This window comes from Bradyrhizobium sp. 14AA (genome assembly GCF_054185205.1).
In genome coordinates this window covers 280,444-296,017 of the sequence record NZ_JAVAYM010000006.1, presented here as the reverse complement: position 1 = coordinate 296,017, position 15,574 = coordinate 280,444, and the positions used below count along the sequence as shown (strand labels likewise).

15 protein-coding genes are annotated in these 15,574 nt (G+C 63.5%); 7 read left to right on the top strand and 8 right to left on the bottom strand.

The features are described from left to right. Positions 1 to 17: 17 nt before the first annotated feature. Complete coding sequence (locus RAD15_RS14610; RefSeq protein WP_458178506.1) at positions 18 to 725, bottom strand: CoA transferase subunit A; 708 nt, start codon at positions 723 to 725, stop codon at positions 18 to 20. Between the two features lie 271 nt (positions 726 to 996). Between RAD15_RS14610 and RAD15_RS14605 the strand changes: the two genes are divergently transcribed. After that, entirely contained in the window at positions 997 to 2,925 is a 1,929-nt protein-coding gene (locus RAD15_RS14605; protein ID WP_458178593.1) for an AsmA family protein, read from the top strand. 93 nt (positions 2,926 to 3,018) lie between these two features. On the opposite strand, the gene dctA is transcribed toward RAD15_RS14605, so the two are convergent. Next, positions 3,019 to 4,395, bottom strand: a complete 1,377-nt coding sequence (dctA, locus tag RAD15_RS14600; protein ID WP_458178591.1) for a C4-dicarboxylate transporter DctA — start codon at positions 4,393 to 4,395, stop codon at positions 3,019 to 3,021. Positions 4,396 to 4,457: 62 nt separating this feature from the next. Further along, entirely contained in the window at positions 4,458 to 5,531 is a 1,074-nt protein-coding gene (locus RAD15_RS14595) for a 4-oxalomesaconate tautomerase (RefSeq protein ID WP_458178504.1), read from the bottom strand. Positions 5,532 to 5,648: 117 nt separating this feature from the next. On the opposite strand from RAD15_RS14595, the gene RAD15_RS14590 reads away from it, so the two are divergent. From RAD15_RS14590 to RAD15_RS14575, 4 genes are all read left to right on the top strand, one after another. Further along, positions 5,649 to 6,629: a LysR family transcriptional regulator gene (locus RAD15_RS14590; RefSeq protein ID WP_458178502.1), complete on the top strand. Its 981-nt coding sequence runs from the start codon at positions 5,649 to 5,651 to the stop codon at positions 6,627 to 6,629. Between the two features lie 404 nt (positions 6,630 to 7,033). Continuing rightward, positions 7,034 to 8,419 carry an ABC transporter substrate-binding protein gene (locus RAD15_RS14585; protein WP_458178500.1) on the top strand — a complete coding sequence of 462 codons (1,386 nt, stop codon included), beginning with the start codon at positions 7,034 to 7,036 and terminating at the stop codon, positions 8,417 to 8,419. 109 nt (positions 8,420 to 8,528) lie between these two features. Further along, positions 8,529 to 9,401, top strand: coding sequence for a carbohydrate ABC transporter permease (locus RAD15_RS14580; RefSeq protein WP_458178498.1), 873 nt, complete (start codon positions 8,529 to 8,531; stop codon positions 9,399 to 9,401). Then, complete coding sequence (locus tag RAD15_RS14575; protein ID WP_458178496.1) at positions 9,398 to 10,249, top strand: carbohydrate ABC transporter permease; 852 nt, start codon at positions 9,398 to 9,400, stop codon at positions 10,247 to 10,249. Before RAD15_RS14580 ends, RAD15_RS14575 begins: the two co-directional genes overlap by 4 nt. Before the next feature lie 48 nt (positions 10,250 to 10,297). On the opposite strand, the gene RAD15_RS14570 is transcribed toward RAD15_RS14575, so the two are convergent. Genes RAD15_RS14570 through RAD15_RS14555 form a run of 4 tightly spaced genes read right to left on the bottom strand, consistent with a single transcriptional unit; the run spans position 10,298 to position 13,402 of the window. Beyond that, positions 10,298 to 10,540 carry a MafI family immunity protein gene (locus RAD15_RS14570; RefSeq protein ID WP_458178494.1) on the bottom strand — a complete coding sequence of 81 codons (243 nt, stop codon included), beginning with the start codon at positions 10,538 to 10,540 and terminating at the stop codon, positions 10,298 to 10,300. Between the two features lie 15 nt (positions 10,541 to 10,555). After that, positions 10,556 to 11,368 carry an ABC transporter permease gene (locus RAD15_RS14565; RefSeq protein ID WP_458178492.1) on the bottom strand — a complete coding sequence of 271 codons (813 nt, stop codon included), beginning with the start codon at positions 11,366 to 11,368 and terminating at the stop codon, positions 10,556 to 10,558. Between the two features lie 4 nt (positions 11,369 to 11,372). After that, complete coding sequence (locus RAD15_RS14560) at positions 11,373 to 12,287, bottom strand: ABC transporter permease (protein WP_458178490.1); 915 nt, start codon at positions 12,285 to 12,287, stop codon at positions 11,373 to 11,375. Continuing rightward, complete coding sequence (locus RAD15_RS14555) at positions 12,284 to 13,402, bottom strand: ABC transporter ATP-binding protein (RefSeq protein WP_458178589.1); 1,119 nt, start codon at positions 13,400 to 13,402, stop codon at positions 12,284 to 12,286. The genes RAD15_RS14560 and RAD15_RS14555 overlap by 4 nt, the downstream gene beginning before the upstream one ends. A 158-nt stretch (positions 13,403 to 13,560) precedes the next feature. Between RAD15_RS14555 and RAD15_RS14550 the strand changes: the two genes are divergently transcribed. Together RAD15_RS14550 and RAD15_RS14545 are read left to right on the top strand one after the other, a co-directional pair. Then, positions 13,561 to 13,791: a hypothetical protein gene (locus RAD15_RS14550; RefSeq protein WP_458178488.1), complete on the top strand. Its 231-nt coding sequence runs from the start codon at positions 13,561 to 13,563 to the stop codon at positions 13,789 to 13,791. Further along, a complete protein-coding gene (locus RAD15_RS14545; RefSeq protein ID WP_458178486.1) occupies positions 13,788 to 14,090 on the top strand; it encodes a type II toxin-antitoxin system RelE/ParE family toxin in 303 nt (100 codons plus the stop codon). The genes RAD15_RS14550 and RAD15_RS14545 overlap by 4 nt, the downstream gene beginning before the upstream one ends. Here RAD15_RS14545 and RAD15_RS14540 read toward each other — a convergent pair. After that, the gene (locus tag RAD15_RS14540) at positions 14,087 to 15,547 is read right to left on the bottom strand and encodes a glycerol-3-phosphate dehydrogenase (RefSeq protein ID WP_458178484.1); all 1,461 of its coding nucleotides are present in this window, start codon (positions 15,545 to 15,547) and stop codon (positions 14,087 to 14,089) included. The genes RAD15_RS14545 and RAD15_RS14540 overlap by 4 nt on opposite strands. Between the last annotated feature and the right edge of the window lie 27 nt (positions 15,548 to 15,574).

Here is a 15,574-nt window from a genome sequence, read left to right as displayed (position 1 = left end):
TGAGTCTCCTGATACGCTTAAGCGGCTGTGCGCGGGCGGGTGTTGCGGAATTCGATGCGCTTCTTGGCCGTGCCGACCTCGACGATGCGCTTCACGAAAATGCCGGGGGTGTGGATGTGGTCGGGATTGAGTTCACCGGCCGGAACCAGATGCTCGACCTCGGCCACCGTCACCTTGGCGGCGGTCGCCATCATCGGGTTAAAGTTGCGCGCGGTCTTGCGGTAGATGAGGTTGCCGGCGGTATCGCCCTTCCAGGCGTGGACGATGGCGAGGTCGGCGAACAGGCCGCGCTCCATCAAATATTTCTCGCCGTCGAATTCCTTCACTTCCTTGCCTTCGGCGATCAGCGTGCCGACACCGGTCTTGGTGTAGAAGGCCGGGATGCCGGCGCCGCCGGCGCGGATGCGCTCGGCCAGCGTGCCCTGCGGGTTGAATTCGAGTTCCAGCTCGCCGGCGAGGAATTGCTGGGCGAACAGCTTGTTCTCGCCGACATAGGACGAGATCATCTTCTTGATCTGGCGGGTTTCCAGCAGGCGGCTGAGCCCGATGCCGTCGACGCCGGCATTGTTGGAGACCACCGTCAGGCCCTTGACGCCGGACTCGCGGATCGCGTCCGACAGCTCCTCGGCAATGCCGCAGAGGCCGAAGCCGCCCGACATGATCATCATGTTGTCTTTGAGAATACCGGCGAGAGCCGACTTGGCGTCGGGATAGACCTTGTTCATGCAAATAACCTTCGACTGAACCTTCGGCTGGAGGCGTCGCGCCCTATTGGCGGCGATTATTAGGCGAAATCGTCCGAAGCCGTCAATGATACGGGGTTCTCCGTCCCGCGGGGCGGTGGTAGAAGCTGCCCACGCCATGGGCAGAACCGTCCGCGGCCTTGAAAGCGACAAGAAAACCCATCAAGTTGCGGGGGTTGGGCGTGGGCACGCAGGTTTCCCGACCCGCCCTTCTGGCTCCAACAACCAACCCGATCAGGACATGCCATTGACCATGGCCCAAGGAATGAAGCGCCTCGGGACGCCGATCGCGGTGCTGCTCGGCGTCGCGCTGATCGCCCTGATCGCGACCTCATGGCTCATCAACCGCGACGCGCTGCGCAAGGCGGTGGAGGCGCAGATCCGCGAAGTTACCGGGCTCGAGCTCAATGTCGCGGGCAGCATCGACATTTCGGTGCTGCCGGCGAGCTACATCTCCTTCCACGACGTCGGGCTCAAGGGCGGCGGCACCAGCGACCCCGCGCTCCATGTCGACGTGCTCACCGCCAATTTGCGGCTGCTGCCGCTGCTGCTGCAACGGTTCGAGATCTCCGACCTGACGCTGCTGCGGCCGCGCATCCATGTCAGCCTGAAGCCGGACGGCCAGAGCAACTGGACGCCCTTCATCCAGACCATCGCGCGCACCATGAAGCCCGGGGCCGACAACCAGGTGTCGTTCTCCGAGATCCGGATCCAGGACGGCGTGCTCAATTACGAGGACGCCGCCACCCACGCCACCGAGAAGTTCGAGGACATCGACCTGTCGCTGGCCTGGCCCTCGATCTCGCGCTCCTTCGCCGCGACCGGGCAGTTCGACTGGCGCGGCGAGCGCGTCGACGGCTCGATCAGCTTTTCCGATTTCGTCGCCGCCCTCTCCGGCGAGCGTTCGGGGTTGAAGGCGCGGATCGCGAGCGCCCCGCTCAAGCTCGCCTTCGACGGCAACGTCGCCAACCGCACCAGCCCGATGATGGAAGGCACGGTCACCGTCGACAGCCCCTCCTTACGCAACGCGCTGCGCTGGACCGGCCAGCCGCAGCCAGCCAGCGGCGGTTTCGGCCGCTTCGCGCTGAAGGCGCGCGCCAATGTCGTGGGTGCCTCGATCGCGCTCACCAACGTCAATGTCGAGCTCGACGGCAATGCCGCCGAGGGCGTCATGACCTACGCCAATAACGGCCGGCAGACGCTGCAGGCGACGCTCGCCGCCGATGCGCTCGACTTCACGCCCTATATCTCGACCTTCCGCCTGCTCGCGAGCGGCGCGCGCGACTGGAACAGGCAGCTGTTCGATCTCAACGGACTATCGACCACCGACCTCGACATGCGCCTGTCGGCAGCAAAGCTGACGGTCGGGCCGTCGAAGCTCGGCCGCACTGCGATCGGCGCGAACCTGCGCAACGGCACGCTGGCGCTCTCGGTCGGCGAGGCGCAGGTCTATGGCGGCATCGCCAAGGGCTCGTTCGGCATCGCGCGCTCCGACACCGTCGCCGACATCAAGGCGCAGCTCCAGTTTACCGACGTCGACCTGCAGGCCTGCGCCTCCGAGCTGTTCGGCCTCAACAAGCTGTCCGGCCGCGGCAACATCAACGTGTCCCTCGTCGCCTCCGGCTCGAGCCCGTTCGGCCTCGTGCAGTCACTCGACGGAAGCGCCACCGTGACCGGACACGACGGTGCGATCTCGGGCTTCAATGCCGAGCAGCTCCTGAAGCGGCTGGAGCGGCGGCCGCTGTCCGGCGGCGGCAATTTCCGCAACGGATCGACCCCCTACGACAACCTCACCATCGCCGTGAAATTCTCCGACGGCGTCGCCACCGCCGAGGACATCCGCGTCGAAGGCCCGGCGGCGAAGATCACGATGACCGGCACCGCCTCGGTGCCGACACGCGAATACGACATGAAGGGCGTGGCGAGCCTCAACAGCGCGTCGGGCTTCGAATTGCCCTTCGTGGTGCAGGGTCCATGGGACGATCCCCTGATCTTCCCCGATCCGGAGAGCCTGATCCGTCGCTCGCCGGCCTCCGCGCCGCTGCTCGACATGCTGAAGGATCGCAAGGGCGGCGACGCCGTGCGCTCCGCCATCGAGCGCATCACCGGCAGCGGAAAGCGCACCGCACCGGCGGAATCGCCGACGGCGGAGAACGCCAAAGAGAACGCCAAGTCGAACTAGTGCAATCGGGGTCGCTCTCTGAGGTTTGGCAGCCTTCGCACAAGGCTCGACTTGCCAAACCGAGTACTGCGACCGGTTTCATCCCACGCGGAGTCAAGCGGCCGATTGGGTCGAGATCCAGCTCTTGCCCTCCTGTACAACTGCTGCCCCGCCGATCTTCGTGCCGGCCGCGACCTTTAGAGTGTCGCTCTGCCCCAGTTCACGGGCCAGCACCTCGCGGTCACAGGCGTTCTCCCACAACGAGATGGTGATCGCCGCGACACAGTTGCTGATCATGCTGGTCAGCGCCCGCGCCTCCGACATGAAGCGGTCGATGCCGACGAGCAGCGCCACACCGGCCACAGGCAAATCCGGCATGACGGATAGAGTCGCGACAAGCGCGACGAAGCCGCTACCGGTGACACCGGCCGCCCCCTTGGAGGTCAGCAGCATCAGCCCGAGCATCGCGGCAATCTGCCCCCACGACAGATGAATGTCGCAGGCCTGCGCGATGAAGATCGAAGCCAAGGTGAGATAAATGGCGCTGCCGTCCAGATTGAAAGAATAGCCCATCGGCAGTACGAGCCCCGACACGCCTTTCCGGCATCCGAGTTGCTCCAGTTTGCGCAGTGCGGAAGGCAGCGCTGGCTCCGACGACGATGTGCCGAGCACGATCAGCAGCTCTTCCCTGAAGTAGCGGATGGTTTTCCACAAGCTGAAGCCGTTCAGCCGCGCCAACGTCCCAAGCACGACGACCACGAAGATGGAGCAGGCGACATAGAACGTCAGGATCAGCAATCCGAGCGAGCCAATCGATCGGATGCCATAGCGGCCCACCGTGAACGCCATGGCGCCAAAGGCGCCTAGCGGAGCGAGCTTCATGACGAAGCCGAACGACACAAACAGAACCTGTGAGAACGAATCGACTGCCTTCGTCACCACTACGCCGCCATCACCTGCACGGCTCAGGCCAAAGGCGATCAGGATGGAGACCAGCAGGACCGGCAGCACCTCGCCATCGGCAAAGGCCCCAAAGAAGGAGTGCGGGATGATGTGCAGCACGAAGTCCGCAAATCCGGTCGCACCTGCTTGCTTGGTGAATTTCGCAGCCACCGACGGATCCAGCGTATTGACGGACACATGCATGCCCGCGCCCGGCTGGATCAGCGATACGGCGATCAGCCCTGCCAGCAAAGCGAGCACCGTCAGCAGGTAGAACAGCGCCATGGATTTCACCAGCGTACGGCCGACCTCGCGGGAATCACTGATGCTGTTGATGCCGCTGACGATGGTGCAGAACACGATCGGCGCGATCATCATCTTGACCAGCTTGACGAAGCCGTCGCCGAAAGGCTTCAGCGCGGCACCAAATTCAGGCCAGAGGTGGCCGGTGAGAACGCCCAGCATGAGACCGACCAGCACCTGGACGTAGAGAATCCGGTAGAATGGCTTTGGCGGCTCGACGTTCGCGGACCCAGCCAGCGCTTGCATCTGCATTCTCGTTTCTCCCTTGGGTCGGATTCTTGAATGAAGGCTTTAAGAGCGGTATCGCTTCAGGCCGCTAGCACTGACTGCGGCACGTGCGATCGACGGGCGAAGACTTGGCCCTCGAAAATTCGCCGCGCTGTCCGCTGCACCCGGGCAACTGGGCCGGGCTCCAGCCGAACCACGAGCTGGCCGGAGGGATGAGCCAGCGTGATCGGCACCGGCGGCGCCAGCGGCCCGACCATCGCTGCGGCGATCGTTCCGGGCGTCACACACGCCGTCGCAATTGCGACAGCGCCGGTCACCGCAAGCGCGCTATGGCAGTCATGCGGCATGAAATACCTGACGTTCAACGTCGCCTCGCTTGCGGGCGCGAGCAGAACCGGCTTCGGGATCACCATTTCCGCCGAATTTGGAAATCCCATCCGGAGACCAGCCTCGATACGCAAGCCTTCGAGACGCGCGCGGAAGCAGCTGTCGGCAAAATCAGAGGGTGCCTCCCGGCCGCTGCACCCCAGATCCGCCGCGCGGACCAGCATGACCGGCATGGCTGCATCGATGCAGGTCACGTCGATCCCATCGATACGGTCGATCGGTCGTCCTGTGGGGAGCAGGCGACCGGTGCGAGCACCGGCTGCGTTGGGGAACGACAGTTCGATGGGCGCGGCCGTGCCCGGTACGCCGTCGATACGCGTCTCGCCCTCATAGGTCACCCGTCCCCCGGGGGTAGCAACCGTCGCATCGATCAGCTTGCCGGTGTTGACGTTGTGGATGCGCACATGGGTGCGATCCGGGGCCGCAGCGACCAGGCCGGTTTCAATTGCGAACGGCCCCACCGCCGCCAGCATGTTTCCGCAATTGGGCGAGGTATCCACGATCCCTTCACGAACCCGCACCTGGGCAAACAGATAATCGACGTCGGCGCCGGGGACTGATCCCGGTCCAATGATCGCCACCTTGTTGATGACGGCATTGCCGCCGCCGATTCCGTCGATTCCAAGATCGTGCCCGCTCCCCATCACCGACAACAGAACTGCGTCGCGCAGCCCGGGATCGGTCGGAAGATCACGGGCCAGAAAGAAGGGCCCGCGCGAGGTACCCCCGCGCATCACCACACAGGGAATAGCGATCTGATCGTTCATGGGCTCTTCCTTCGGGCGACATCTTCGCTCGGCCCTACGATCTCGCGATCCTACTATTTTGTGAAATGCAAAGATTTGAAGTATTATTCCGATTATCAATATAAAGGAGCCCCAGCCATGAATGCCGAACTGCTCGACCTCAAGGCGTTCATCACCGTCGCGGAGATGGGCAGCTTCGTCCGGACCGCCAGGGCGTTGAACCTGTCTCAGCCGGCGCTCAGCAGACGCATTCAGAAGCTCGAGGAAAGCCTTGGTGCGCCGTTGCTCGAACGGTCCACACGCCACGTCAATCTCACCATGACGGGCCGTGACTTCCTCCCGAAGGTGCGCCGTCTCATCGACGAGTTTGAAACCTCGGTGCTCGCCATCCATGATATCGGCGCGCGAAGTTCAGGTTTGGTCTCCGTGGCTGCGGTGCCGACAGCGGTATTCTATTTCCTGCCGCGGGCGATTGGCCGGTTCGCCGAAGCATATCCGCGCATCCGCATCCGAATTCTGGACATCGGCGCCAATGAAGGATTGGAAGCGGTAGCGCGCGGAGAAGCCGACTTCGGCATCAATTTCATTGGCGCTTCGCATGCCGAAATTGAATTCGAGAAACTGGTCGAGGACCCTTTCGTCTTGGCCTGCCGCCATGACCATCCATTGGCATCGCGCAAAGAGGTGAGTTGGTCGGAGATTGTGCCGCACCGCGTTATCACCGTGGGTCGCAACAGCGGCAATCGCGCGTTGATCGACAATGCGATGGCGCGGCACGGCTTACAGCTCAACTGGACCTACGAAGTCGCTCACCTCTCCGGTTCCCTTGGCTTGGTTGAAGCGGGGCTGGGCGTCGCCGTGCTACCGAGGCTCGCGACGCCGGCCGCCGGCCATCCGATCATTCACACCGTTCGGCTGATCGAGCCGGAAGTGTCGCGGACGATCGGAATCGTGCGCAGGCGCGGGACAACGCTATCTCCTCATGCCAGCCAATTTCTCAAGATGCTGCTCGAGGCATGGCGCTCTCCTTCCCGGACGAACGGGCAAGGCAAGCCGCGGTCCCGATCAACTCAGGCGAATTCGAATGCCGTTTCGGCGGGCCTGAAGAGAAAACGCTGATAGCTCGGCAGCGCAGCGATGCAGGACCGTTCCCCTGTCGAGCCGGAAGCTTCCTCGGATCGGCCCCGCCGTGTTTTCAGAGGCATTTTGGGTCCTCCGGCCGCAGCGCCGTGGTGTGGTCGGTCGGCTGCGTTGCGCTCAGTCCTCATACCGCTTACAAAGCCGGGCTTTCGCCAACCGCGAGCAGGTACGGAGTTGCACATGGTGAGGCGATGCCAGAGCGCAGAACCCGGATTGATTGCCACGAATTGATGCGGCGATTGGATCGATGCGCGGGTTAAGCATCTCCTCAGGCGCGAAGACCGCGACCTAGGTCTGACAAGATGCCGCTAGATCGGCTGACGGCCATGCGCTAGTGTTTTATACGACCGGTTAAAAACACCGGCCGTTTGAGGGAGAAAAACGTGAGATCCAAGGTTATTGGCGCAGTATCACTGGCGGTCGCTGCGGCCGGGCTGTTCGCAGCCGCTGCACCCGCATTTGCGCAGCAGAAGACGATTACGGTCTGGTGGGGCAAGGGCTTCTACCGCTCCGAAGACGACGCGCTGATCGATACGATCAAGAAGTTCGAGGCCAAGACCGGCATCAAGGTCGAATTGTCGCAGTACGCGATCCAGGACATGATTCCGAAGACGGTCGCAGCCCTCGATGCCGGCACCGTGCCCGATGTCGCCTATTCCGATTCCTACGACGTGCAGGCGCAGGGCAAGTGGGCCTATGAGGGCAAGCTCGAGGATCTCTCCGACGTCATGGAGCCGATCAAGGGCCGGTTCGTGCAGAACACCCTGGATGCGTCGATCCTCTATAACGACGTCACCAAGAAGAAGGCCTATTACGGCTTCCCGCTGAAGCAGCAGAGCATGCACGTCCAGATCTGGAACGACATGCTGGAGAAGGCCGGCTTCAAGCAGGCCGACATTCCGAACGACTGGGAAGGCTACTGGACGTTCTGGTGCGACAAGGTGCAGCCGGCGATCCGCAAGGCCACCGGCCAGCGCATCTATGCCGTCGGCCAGCCGATGGGCGTGGAATCCACCGACGCCTTCCAGTCGTTCTACACCTTCATGGACGCCTACCACGTCAAGCTGGTCGACGATGACGGCAAGCTCACGGTCGACGATCCGAAGGTCCGTGAGAACCTGATCAAGGCGATGAAGGACTACACCGACACCTATATCAAGGGCTGCACGCCGCCGTCCTCCACGACCTGGAAGGATCCAGACAACAACGTCGCCTTCCACAACAAGACCATCGTGATGACCCACAACTTCACGATCTCGATCGCGGCGAAGTGGTTTGAGGACTCCTCGAACCAGGCGCTCACGCCCGAGCAGCGCGAAGCCGGCAAGAAAGCCTATGAGCAGGACATCATCACGGCGTCCTTCCCCAAGGGGCCGGATGGTTCGACCATCCGCTACCGCTCCGACGTCAAGACCGGGCTGGTCTTCACCGCGGCCAAGAACAAGGCCGAGGCCAAGCAGTTCATCAGCTTCCTGCTCCAGGAAGAGAACGTCCGTCCCTATATCGAAGGCGCACTCGGCCGCTGGTTCCCGGTGACGAAGGAAAGCCAGGAAAGCCCGTTCTGGCAGGCTGACAAGCACCGCAAGGCCGTCTATGCACAGTTCAAGGGTGGCACTGCGGCGTTCGACTTCACCAAGAACTGGAAGTTCACGATTCTCAACAACGAGAACGTGTGGGCCAAGGCGATGAACCGGGTGGTCAGCGAGAAGGTTCCGGTCGATAAAGCCGTCGACGAACTGATCGTCCGCATCAAGCAGGTCGCCGGTTAAGCCAACTCCCCCCTCCCCGCTTTGCGCGGAGAGGTGTAAGAATGACGCCGGCCGCGTTTCGCGGCCGGCATCTCTTTGAAGAGTTCGAAAAGAGAAGAGTTCGAAAAGAATGGCGATCACGCTCTCTGGCGATCAGGCAATGCCCGCCCCGCCCCTGTCGTCGCGGCTGACCCCGGCGCAGGTCTGGGGCATCGTGCTGCTCGCGCCCTATTTGCTCGTTTTCCTCGCCTTCGTCGTCTATCCCGTCTGCTACGGGCTCTGGCTGGCGCGCGCCCCGGCAAACTATGTCGCGCTCTACAACGATCCGATCTTCGCGCGCGCAGCGGTCAACACGCTGATCTTCCTGGTCATCGGCATCAACATCAAGATGCTGATCGCGCTGTTCCTGTCCGGCTTCTTCGCGGTGCAGCGCACCTGGATCAAATGGCTCTCGGTGATCTTCATTCTGCCCTGGGCGGTGCCGTCGATCCCGACCATCCTGTCGGTGCGCTTCATGCTCAATCCCGAATGGGGCGTGATCAACCACCTCATCTTCTCCTTCACCGGCGATGACGGCCCGAACTGGCTGAACGACCCGACGGTGGCGCTGAGCATGGCGATCGCCGTGCACATCTGGAAGTCGCTGCCGTTCTGGACGCTGATCCTGATCACCGGCCGCCTTGCGATCCCGCACGATCTGTTCGAGGCCGCCGAGGTCGACGGCGCGAGCTGGTGGCAGAAATTCCGCTTTATCACCTGGCCGTCGATGCAGACGCTCTACATCACCTGCACGCTGCTCTCGATGATCTGGACGCTCGGCGACTTCAACAGCGTCTACCTGCTCACCGGCGGCGGCCCGGCCGACCTCACGCATGTGCTGGCAACGCTCGGCATCCGCTATCTCCGGCTCGACCAGCTCTCGCTCGCGATGGCTTCCATCGTCTGCGCGATGCCGTTCGTCCTGCCGCTCGTGTACTTCATGATGAAACGGTTGTCGCGATGAAGCTTCCCTCCCTGCGCGAAGTCGCGACCGAAGCGCGGTTGCTGCTGATCGGCATTCCCGTCCTCATCTGGACGATGGTGCCGATCTATCACATGTTCCTGTTCGCGATCTCCCCGAAGGAGGACGCGTTCTCCGGCAAGCTGTGGCCGGATCATCCGACGCTGCACAACTTCGAAATCGTGTTCAAGCAGCAGCACTACTTCCTGCGCGACTTCTACATCCAGTTCTGGAATTCGCTGGTGATCGCCGCCTCCGTCGGCGTGCTGACGCTGTTCATCGCGACCGCCGCGGCGTTCTCGATCTCGCGGCTGAAGGTGCCGGGCGGACGCGCGGTGATGAACCTCGCGCTCTTCACCTACTTCATTCCGGCGGCGTTTCTCGCCGTGCCGATGTACCGCACCATGGGCAATTACGGCCTGCTCAACAATCACTGGTCGCTGATCCTGGCCATGGTGACGATCGCCAGCCCCTATGCGATCTGGGTGCTCAAGCAGGCCTCCGACAAGCTGCCGGTCGAGCTGGACGAAGCCGCCGTGATGGACGGCGCGACGACGCTCCAGATCTTCCGCCTGGTCTATCTGCCGCTGATGATGCCCTCGCTGGTCGCGATCGGCACCTATGCGGTGCTGCTCGCCTGGAACGAATATCTCTACGCGTTCCTGCTGCTCTCGAACGACCGCGAGATCACCCTCCCCGTCGCGCTCGGCAACTTCCTCGCCGCCGACGATTCGCCCTGGGAGCTGTTGATGACGACCGGCTTCATCTACGCGCTGCCGCCGGCCGCGATCTACTACGCCTTCCGCCGCTACATGGTGGGCGGGCTCACGGCGGGTGCGGTGAAGTCTTAAAGCACGATCTCGCGCGTTCGTCACCCAACATAGCTGTCGTAGCAGCCGCTACGACAGCTCGATGTCCATCGCTTTTGCCAATCGTTGAATTTCAAGTTTCTGGCTCGAAGCGGGCCGGAGATCATTTTCCATGATTGACGAGTGCAGCCATTCCAGCGCGACGCCAAATTCTCGATTCTCAATAAATTCCGCCAATAGCTCGCGGTCTCTGGGAGAGACTTGAGATGACATCGAGTCGACGAGATTTCTCAGAGCCTCTTCGAGTTGACGCCAATCTTCCGCGCGATTCACCGTTGTTCTCCGATACTATAGCGGCGCCGCGCTCTCGCCCTGCGAGCTCGACAGCTTCGAGGCCAGCGAAGCAATCACGATGACCACCGCGATCAGGGCGATCACCAGCGTGCAGATCGCGTTGATCTCGGGCTTCACACCCAGACGCACCTCCGAATAGATCCGGATCGGCAGCGTCGCCGAGCCGGGACCGGTGGTGAAGCTCGCGATCACGAGATCGTCGAGCGACAGCGTGAAGGCCAGCATCCAGCCGGCGACGATCGCCGGCGCGATCAGCGGCAGCGTGACGGCGACGAACGCGCGCACCGGATTGCAGCCGAGGTCCATCGCCGCCTCTTCCAGCGATCGATCGAGCGAGCTGAGCCGAGACTGCACGACCACGGCGACGAAACACATCGTCAGCGTGGTATGGGCGATCGTCACCGTCCAGAAGCCGCGTTCGGCGTTCAGCGCCACGAACAGCAGCAGCAGCGACAATCCGGTGATCACCTCCGGCATCACCAGCGGCGCATAGAGCATGCCGGAGAACAGCGTGCGGCCGCGGAACCTCTCCCCGCGCGACAATGCGACCGCCGCGAGCGTGCCGAGCAATGTCGCGATGGTCGCGGAGGAGACCGCGACCCTGAGGCTCATCCAGGCCGCCTCGATCATGGCGCGGTCGTTGAAAAACTCGCGATACCAGCGCAGCGACCAGCCGCCCCACACCGTCACCAGCCGCGAGGCGTTGAAGGAATAGATGACGAGGATCAGGATCGGCAAGTAAAGGAATGCCAGCCCCAGCGCGAGCGAGGCGATGTTGAAGCGGGACAGGCGGGAGACCCTTCGCATCGCCTCACCGCCCCTGTTCCAGCTGGCGCTTCTGTAGCCGTTCGTACAGCAGCAGCGGCACCAGCAGCATCACGAGCAGCACGATGGCCGCCGCGGAAGCAACGGGCCAGTCCTTGTTGGTGAAGAATTCGAGCCACAGGGTCTGGCCGATCATCAGCGAGTTGGAGCCGGCCAGAAGGTCCGGGATCACGAACTCGCCGACGATCGGAATGAAACACAGCAGCGCTCCGGCGCCGACGCCGGGCAGCGAGAGTGGAAAGGTCACGAGCCAGAACACCTGCCATGGCGACGCACCGAGGTCGCTGGCGGCCTCCTCCAGCGCCGGCTCCATCTTGGCCAGCGTGGCGTAAAGCGGCAGGATCATGAACGGCAAATAGGAATAGACGATGCCGACATACATCGCGCTGTCAGTGGAGAGCCACACCACGGGCTGGCTGACGACATGCAGCGCCAGCAGGATCTGGTTGAGCAGGCCATCGTGCTGCAAAATGTTGATCCAGGCATAAATGCGGATCAGGAACGAGGTCCAGAACGGCACGATCACCAGCACCATCGCTATTGCCTGCCAGCGCTTCGGCAGCCGCGCCATGCCATAGGCGATGGGATAGCCGATCAGAAGCAGCAGCGCGGTGGCCATGACGGCGACGGTGAGGCTGCGCACATAGGCAAATAGGTAGATGTCGTCGGAGCCGAGCAGCTTGAAATTGTCGATCGACAGCGCGGCGAATGCTGCCTTCAGCGCATCCCATCCCGCAGTCAGATCGAACACCGGTTCGTAGGGCGGCTGCGCGATCGCGGTCTGTGACAGGCCGATCTTCAGCACGAAGCCGAACGGCACCAGGAAGAACAGCACCATCCAGACATAGGGGGCGATCGCCGCGAAGCGCGCCGGTCGCGCGAAAATCCGACGCCCGCTCATGACGGCAGCACCACGCAATCGTCGGGCGTGAACCAGGCGACGACATTCTGGTGCAGGCTGAAGGCGTCGACGTCGAGACGCGCGCTGTTGACGACGGACGCCTGTATCATCCCGCCCGTATCGAGTTTCACCTTGTAGGTGGTGGTGCCACCGAGATAGCAGATGTCGGCGATCACGCCGTCAAGCCGGTTGAGCGCGGCTTCACGACCGGCCTCGCTCACCGGGCCGCGGCGCGACAGCTTGACCTTCTCGGGGCGGATCGCAACCGCGAATTTTCCCGCGCCGACCGGCTCGCGCGGCTCGGCCACCACCAGCGCACCCCAATCACGCGTGCCAATGACCAGACGATGACCGTCGCGCAATTTGGACTCACCGTCGAACAGATTGATGTCGCCGACGAACTCCGCGATCCAGCGCGAGCGTGGCGCCTCATAGAGTTGCCTTGGGCTGGCGACCTGGGCGAGCTTGCCGGCCTTCATCACGCCGATCCGGCTCGCCATCGTCATCGCCTCCTCCTGGTCATGGGTGACGATGATGAAGGTCATGCCGAGCCGGCGCTGCAGCTCCATCAGCTCCCCTTGCGTGTTTTCGCGCAACTTCTTGTCCAACGCGGCGAGCGGCTCGTCGAGCAGCAGCAATTGCGGCCGGCGCGCCAGGGCGCGGGCGAGCGCCACGCGCTGGCGCTGGCCGCCGGAGAGCTGGTCGGACTTGCGCTTCTCCAGCCCTTCGAGCTTCACCAGCGCCACCATCTCAGCGACACGCGTGGCGATCTCGGCGCGCGCCATCCCGGCGCGCTTCAGGCCGAAGGCGATGTTGTCGCGCACGGAGAGATGCGGAAACAGGGCGTAGTTCTGGAACATCATGTTGATCGGCCGCTCATGCGGCAGCGCCTGCGCGATGTCCTTGCCGCCGAGCAGGATGCGCCCCTCGTCCGGCGCCTCGAAGCCGGCGAGCATGCGCAGCAACGTGGTCTTGCCGCAGCCGCTGGGCCCGAGCAGCGCAAAGAATTCGCCGGCCTTGATGTCGAGCGACACGCCGTCCACGGCCCGGAACGTCCCGAACGTCTTGGCCACGCCCTCGATACGCAGCAACGGCTGCCCCACAGCCGGATGCATATCTTCACCCGCCGCAACGTCCTTTCCGGGCAACTCGTCAGTCATGGTCCCTGCCAACCCCGATTCCGCCGCACGCTAGCGGCCGATCGTCCCTAGCTCAACCGGGTCGTCGCAAATTGGGCTTCATGCCAGCCGTCAAAAGGCGTATGATCACAGCCATGACCAAATTGCTGGATCAGGCCCTCGAAATCGCACGCAGTCTGCCGGCGGATGCGCAGGATGACATCGCCCGGATCGTGCTGCAGCTTGCCGACGCGGGACCAGCCTCTCCCGTCATTCTCTCGGATGATGAAAGGTCTGCAATTGCCGCATCCAAGGAGGCGGCTAAGCGAGGCGAATTCGCAACCGAGGCTCAAGTCCGCGCGACTTGGGCCAAACACGGCCTGTGAAGCTCCGCTACACGCTTCCGGCACTAGCCGATCTCGATTCTATCCTAACCTACATTTCAGCGACGTCGCCGCAGGGAGCGGCGCGCGTCCAGAAGCGCATTCAGGACGTGATTGGCCTGCTGCTCGCACATCCGGAGATCGGTCTCCGGACTGACGATCCGGATATCCGACGACTGACGACAACACCCTATCCATTCCTCGTCTTCTACGAAATCGGAAGTCAGGAGATCATCGTCCACGCCATCCGCCATGGCGCTCGCGATCCGCACGGAATGCCGGGCAAGCAAGGCTCCGGCTAGTTGACGCCCGCCATGAACGCCGCCAGCGCGTCTCGGTCCGCTGCCGGCATGGTCAGGCCGAGCTTGGTGCGGCGCCACAGCACGTCCTCGGGGAAGCGGGCCCATTCGTGGTGCATCAAATAGCGCACCTCAGCGCCCGTCAGCTCAGGGCCGAAGGCCGGACCGAGCACGTCGCGGTTCTTTGCCTCGCCGAGCACAGCCGGCAATCGCGTCCCATAGGCGGCGACCAGGCGTTGAGCCTCTGGCTCCCCGAGAAACCGCCAACGGTCGCGCGCGAGGTCGATCTCGGTGTCGAAACGATCCCAGGCAAAATCTCCGCCGGGCAGCGTCGCGCCGGCGGTCCAGGGCGGCGACATCGGATAGAACGGCGTCAGCCTGGTCACCGCCCGCTCCGCGCGCAGGCGCGAGGTGGTGACGTCGCCGCCGAACATCGTGATCAGCGGCGCCTTGCGTTGGCGCGCATCGAACAGCGTCGTGCCGTCGCGCCGCCGCGCGGACGCTGGCGTCAAGTTGACGCCTGAGACCGTTCGGACCACGTCGGTCGGGACGACGCGCTCGCGGAAATAGCGGCTGGCTGCGTCGCAGAGATAACTGACGTCGGCCCCAGGCATCGCCACGATCGCGGGATCGCCGGTGAAATCATGCGTGACCGTGCCGATCAGCGTGAAGTCGCGCTCGAAGGGGGATGCGAAGATCAGCCGTCCGTCGTTGTTCTGGAAGACATAGACGTTGCCGGACTCGAACAGTCGCGGCACGATGATCTGGCTCATCTGCATGGCTACCAGCGCGGGCGGCGGCTGCCGCAGCACGGTCTCGGCGACCATCGACGTCCAGCCGCCCGTGGCGTTGGCGAGCGCCCGTGACGTGACCGTGCGGCGATGGCCGCGATCGACCAGCGCGAGCCGCCAAGTGTCGGTTCTGTCAGCGCGCACACAGCGTGCCCCGGTGTGGATCGCGGCGCCGCGTTCGGCAGCATCCAGCGCCGTGAGCACCACGAGGCGGGAATCATCGACGACGCAGTCCGCATATTCGAAGGCCAGACCGAACGGTCGCTTCAGCGCGTTGCCGACCGGATGGTGTGTGATGTCGAGAGTGGTCGAACCAGGCAGGCCGCTCCGGTTCGTCAGGCTGTCATAGACATACAGGCCGGCGCGCAACAGCCATGGCGGACGTTCGTCGGAATGCGCGGGGATCACGAAGCCCATCGGCCGGACCAGATGCGGCGCGATGGCAAGCCAGGTCCGGCGCTCGGCGAGCGCGCGGCGCACCCGCCAAAAGCCACGGCGCTCCAGCACCGAGAGATCGCCGTGGATCAGCCGCGGCGTTGCCGACGACGCCGCTCCGCCGAGATCGCCCTGCTCGATCAGGATGACCCGCAGGCCGCGGCCGGCTGCATCACGCGCGAGGCTGACACCGTTCAGGCCGCCGCCGATGATCGCAAGGTCGTAATCCGCCATGAAGCCGTCGAATGGGAGCGAAGCGCC

Excerpts from the sequence above, each read along its gene's own strand:
- dctA (WP_458178591.1), bottom strand. The coding sequence starts at position 4,395 with ATGCAAGCGCTGGCTGGGTCCGCGAACGTCGAGCCGCCAAAGCCATTC.
- RAD15_RS14610 (WP_458178506.1), bottom strand. The coding sequence starts at position 725 with ATGAACAAGGTCTATCCCGACGCCAAGTCGGCTCTCGCCGGTATTCTC.
- RAD15_RS14590 (WP_458178502.1), top strand. The coding sequence starts at position 5,649 with ATGAATGCCGAACTGCTCGACCTCAAGGCGTTCATCACCGTCGCGGAG.
- RAD15_RS14555 (WP_458178589.1), bottom strand. The coding sequence starts at position 13,402 with ATGCATCCGGCTGTGGGGCAGCCGTTGCTGCGTATCGAGGGCGTGGCC.
- RAD15_RS14575 (WP_458178496.1), top strand. The coding sequence starts at position 9,398 with ATGAAGCTTCCCTCCCTGCGCGAAGTCGCGACCGAAGCGCGGTTGCTG.
- RAD15_RS14605 (WP_458178593.1), top strand. The coding sequence starts at position 997 with ATGGCCCAAGGAATGAAGCGCCTCGGGACGCCGATCGCGGTGCTGCTC.
- RAD15_RS14580 (WP_458178498.1), top strand. The coding sequence starts at position 8,529 with ATGGCGATCACGCTCTCTGGCGATCAGGCAATGCCCGCCCCGCCCCTG.
- RAD15_RS14565 (WP_458178492.1), bottom strand. The coding sequence starts at position 11,368 with ATGCGAAGGGTCTCCCGCCTGTCCCGCTTCAACATCGCCTCGCTCGCG.
- RAD15_RS14595 (WP_458178504.1), bottom strand. The coding sequence starts at position 5,531 with ATGAACGATCAGATCGCTATTCCCTGTGTGGTGATGCGCGGGGGTACC.
- RAD15_RS14550 (WP_458178488.1), top strand. The coding sequence starts at position 13,561 with ATGACCAAATTGCTGGATCAGGCCCTCGAAATCGCACGCAGTCTGCCG.
- RAD15_RS14560 (WP_458178490.1), bottom strand. The coding sequence starts at position 12,287 with ATGAGCGGGCGTCGGATTTTCGCGCGACCGGCGCGCTTCGCGGCGATC.
- RAD15_RS14540 (WP_458178484.1), bottom strand. The coding sequence starts at position 15,547 with ATGGCGGATTACGACCTTGCGATCATCGGCGGCGGCCTGAACGGTGTC.